At 67.2% G+C, this 3659-nt stretch carries 7 protein-coding genes; 3 read left to right on the top strand and 4 right to left on the bottom strand.

Annotation, left to right across the window (positions count from 1 at the left end):
• The 3 genes from VF497_RS08495 to VF497_RS08485 form a co-directional block, all read left to right on the top strand.
• Nucleotides 1–524, top strand: a 524-nt coding sequence (locus tag VF497_RS08495; RefSeq protein WP_330887646.1) for an FMN-binding protein, incomplete at its 5' end; no start/stop codon positions are given.
• Complete coding sequence (locus tag VF497_RS08490) at nt 521–1396, top strand: FAD:protein FMN transferase (RefSeq protein ID WP_330887643.1); 876 nt, start codon at nt 521–523, stop codon at nt 1394–1396. The genes VF497_RS08495 and VF497_RS08490, both read left to right, overlap by 4 nt.
• Nucleotides 1393–1887: a hypothetical protein gene (locus VF497_RS08485; protein ID WP_330887641.1), complete on the top strand. Its 495-nt coding sequence runs from the start codon at nt 1393–1395 to the stop codon at nt 1885–1887. Before VF497_RS08490 ends, VF497_RS08485 begins: the two co-directional genes overlap by 4 nt.
• Before the next feature lie 74 nt (nt 1888–1961).
• Here VF497_RS08485 and VF497_RS08480 read toward each other — a convergent pair whose 3' ends face one another.
• The 4 genes from VF497_RS08480 to VF497_RS08465 all read right to left on the bottom strand — a co-directional run.
• A complete protein-coding gene (locus VF497_RS08480; RefSeq protein ID WP_330887639.1) occupies nt 1962–2504 on the bottom strand; it encodes a cytochrome b/b6 domain-containing protein in 543 nt (180 codons plus the stop codon).
• Complete coding sequence (locus tag VF497_RS08475; protein WP_330887637.1) at nt 2491–2748, bottom strand: PepSY domain-containing protein; 258 nt, start codon at nt 2746–2748, stop codon at nt 2491–2493. Before VF497_RS08475 ends, VF497_RS08480 begins: the two co-directional genes overlap by 14 nt.
• A gap of 9 nt (nt 2749–2757) precedes the next feature.
• Complete coding sequence (locus VF497_RS08470; protein ID WP_330887635.1) at nt 2758–3441, bottom strand: Fe2+-dependent dioxygenase; 684 nt, start codon at nt 3439–3441, stop codon at nt 2758–2760.
• A 10-nt stretch (nt 3442–3451) separates the two neighbouring features.
• Nucleotides 3452–3659: alpha-hydroxy-acid oxidizing protein (locus tag VF497_RS08465; protein WP_330887633.1), on the bottom strand; the 208-nt coding region annotated here is incomplete at its 5' end.

The following is a 3659-nucleotide window of genomic DNA, read 5'->3' as shown; positions in this document are numbered from 1 at the left end:
ACATGCAGATACGTTGGCTGATCCCATTGGGCGCCGCGGCGGCGAGCCAGGCCGCGTTCGCGACTCAATACCTGAGCGTGCAGCAGGCGCAGCAGGAAGCGTTTCCCGCCGCGGGCGAGTTCCGCGCCGCGCCGGCGCCCGATGCGGCGACCGCGGCTTCGATCGGTGCACCGGCCGGCTGGGCGCCGCAGATCTTCGAGGCGCGCGCAGGCGAGAAAAAACTCGGTTGGCTGATCGTCGATCAGGTCATCGGCAAGAGCGAGGCGATCACCTACGCGCTTGCGCTCGATGCGGCCGGCGCGGTCGTTTCGCTCGAAGTGCTCGAATACCGCGAGTCGCACGGCGGCGAAGTGCGCATGCCGGCGTGGCGCAAGCAGTTCGTCGGCAAGACCGCAGGCGAGGCGGCGGCGCTCAACCGCGAGATCAAGATCATTTCGGGCGCGACCTTGTCGTGCCGCCATCTCACCGAAGGCGTGCAGCGCCTGCTCAGGTTGTACGAAATCGCATTGAAGGCATCGGCATGAGTGCAATGCTGCAACGCGCGCGGCCCTGGCTCGGCACGCTGGTCGAGATGCGCGTCGAAGCGTCCGACGAGGCGTGCACGCGCGTCGCGATCGAGGCCGCGTTCGCCGAAGTCTCGGCCGTGCATGCACGCATGAGTTTCCATGCGGCGGACAGCGACCTCTCGCGCCTGCATGCGGCGCAGGTCGGCACGCAGGTCGAAGTCGATGCGCGCACGTTCGAGGTGCTGCGCTGCGCGCTCGATCTCGCCGCGCGATCGCAAGGGTGCTTCGATCCGACCATCGCCGGACGGCTCGTCGCGCAGGAATTCCTGCCGTCGCCGCGTTCGCCGTTCCTGCCCGATGCTCGCGCGAGCTGGCGCGACGTGGAGTTGACCGACGACGGCCGTGTGCGCCTGCACCGCCCGCTGTGGCTCGACCTCGGCGGCATCGCCAAGGGCTACGCGGTCGATCGCGCTGTCGACGTGCTGCTTGAACATGGAGTGACGCAGGCGCTGGTCAATGCCGGCGGTGATCTGCGCGTCACTGGCCCGCGCGAAGAGATCGTGCACCTCCGCGGCGCGGGCGATGCGGGCATTGCGGGTGCGGTTGCGCTGCGCGATGTCGCGCTTGCCTCCAGCGCCGGAGCGGCGACCCGGCGATATCGCGAAGGCCGCTGGACAGGCGTGCATTTCGATGCGCGCGCCGGAAAGACCGTGGGCCTCGACTCTTCTGCCAGCGTGATCGCGCCGAGCTGCATGATCGCCGATGCGTTGACCAAGGTCGTTTTCGCTGCGTCGCCGGCGCTTGCGCGACGCGTGCTCACGGACTACGGCGCGCAGGTCGCCACCCACGACGCGCAGCACGGCTGGCGCACGCAAGGCAGGGTCGCATGAACGGCGCGGGACACGAACGTCACGCACACCATCGCCGCGCTCATGGCGAGTACGGCCTGCGCCTGTCGCCGCGCTACCGTCGCATCGTCTATGCCGCATTCGCCGCGATCTGGCTCACGGGTATACTTTGGCTCATTTTCCACTATTTCCTGCAACGCCTGGGTGAGTTCGGTGCCGAGCCGCATCCGCTCGAGGCCTGGTGGCTGCGCCTGCACGGTGCGGCCGCGTTCGTCATGCTGTGGTTGGCCGGGCTGCTCTGGGCCGTGCACGTGCGCCACGGTCTCGCGCGACCGAAGCGGCGTGTGACCGGCATCGTGTTGATTGCGATGTTCGCCGTGCTCGTGCCCAGCGGCTGGCTGCTCTACTACGCGAGCGATGACGCATTGCGCGACGCGGTGCGCCTGATCCATTGGCTGGTCGGTCTGGCCTTGCCGCTGCTGCTCGTCGTCCATGTCGTCCGCGGCCGGAAACGAACGGCGGCGAGAACATGACTCGCGGCAACCGCCGGCTGCTTCACTGCCGTTCGCGTCGCCATCATTTCAAGACAACAAAATCATCCCATTGCTCAGCGAACATCCCCGTCCAGCGGTGCGGCCTTCCTGCCGCTCAACATTGCGGCGACGAGGTTTTCGCGATGCTGCCAGCTCGAGAACAGCACGCCAGCTAGATGCAGGCAGACGAGTGTGACAAAGGTCCAGCCGAGGCCAGCGTGCAGCTCGGCGAGCCAGGCATAGCCCCATAGCCAGTCGGTCGTGGCCAGCCAGCCGGTTAGTCCGAGCGCGGAGACACAAGACAGCAGGGCGAGGATCATCCAGCCGCCGAGCGGGTTGTGACCAAGATGACGCGGTGCGCGGCCGGTGGCAATTTCGCGCAGATAGCGCAGGCTCGCGCGCGGCGCGCGCACGAACTGCGCGAAGCGCGCATGGCGGCTGCCGATGAAGCCCCAGACGATGCGCAGCGCGACGATGACCAGTGCCGCGTAGCCCAGCCATTCGTGCCACGAGTCCAGACGCCCGCGCGTGAACCACGCGGACGCGACGGCGAGCACGAGCAGCCAGTGCATGATCCGCACCGGCTTGTCCCATACCTCGACCTTAGTCTTCGACACGCTCGAACGTCTTGGGGTCGAAGAACGCTTCGATGCGGTTGCCCTGCGGATCCTTGGCGTAGACCTCATAGCAGGTCGGCGTCAGCTCCATGCGGCGTATCGTCCATCCATCCTTCTCCAGCTTGCGCTGCAGTTCCTCGTGCGAGCGCCATTCTTCCTTGGGATGTTTCGGGCATTGCACGTCGCCGTGCGCCCATGCGGCGGAGGACAGCACGAACAGCAATGCGGTGATCGCGGCTTTCATTTTGGCTCCTCAAGTCGCGGCGCAGCGCCGCAGCAGGTTGTGGTAGACGTGGGTCAGGCGCAGCAGAGCCGGATCCTGCGCGGACATGTGTGGCGCGAGCTGCTGGATGGACCGGTCGAGATCGAACAGCAGCGCGCGCGCCTGCTCGTCGCCGACGAGGCTTTCGATCCAGAAAAAGACCGCGAGGCGCGCACCGCGCGTCACCGGCGCGACGCGATGCAGGCTGCTGGCCGGATAAAGCACCATGTCGCCGGCGTCGAGCTTGATCGTTTGTACGCCGAAGCCGGCTTCGATTTCCAGTTCGCCGCCGTCGTAGTCGGCGGCGTCGCACAGGAACAGCGTGGCGGCGAGATCGACACGCAGGCTGTCCTGCGTGCCGGGCAGCCGCATCACGGCGCTGTCGACGTGTGCGCCATAGTTGCCGCCGTCACGATAGAGGTTGAAGCGCGGCGGATGGATCTTGCGCGGCAGCGCGGCCGAGACGAACAGTGCATGGTTGCCGAGCTTGCGCAGCAGATGGTTGCCGAGCGCGACCGCGGTGTCGCTGTGCTCGTCGAGCTGCAGGTTGCGCTTGACCTCGCGCGCGAGCGTGCCTGCGGTGGCGGTGCCGTCCTGCCACTGCACCTGTTCGAGGCGAGCGCGGAACTGGCACACTTCGTCGTCGTCCAGAACTTTCTCGATCACGTTCAACATTGAGGGCTTCTCATAGCAGCGGCATCGCGGCTGGCGCCAGCGCGTCGCGGCCGATGTCGTCCAGAGTCGCACAGCCGGCCAACGCCATGCAGACTTCGAGTTCTTCGCGCAGCAGCTTGAGCATGTGCGCGACGCCGAGCGCGCCGGCCGCGGCGAGCGCGTAGAGTTGCAGCCGGCCGACCAGAACCGCATCGGCGCCGAGCGCGAGCGCCTTGCGC

The organism is Rudaea sp., from assembly GCF_036383415.1.
Lineage (GTDB): Bacteria > Pseudomonadota > Gammaproteobacteria > Xanthomonadales > Rhodanobacteraceae > Rudaea.
The sequence above is the reverse complement of the archived record's forward strand: the minus strand, read 5'-3'. Positions and strand labels throughout refer to the sequence as shown.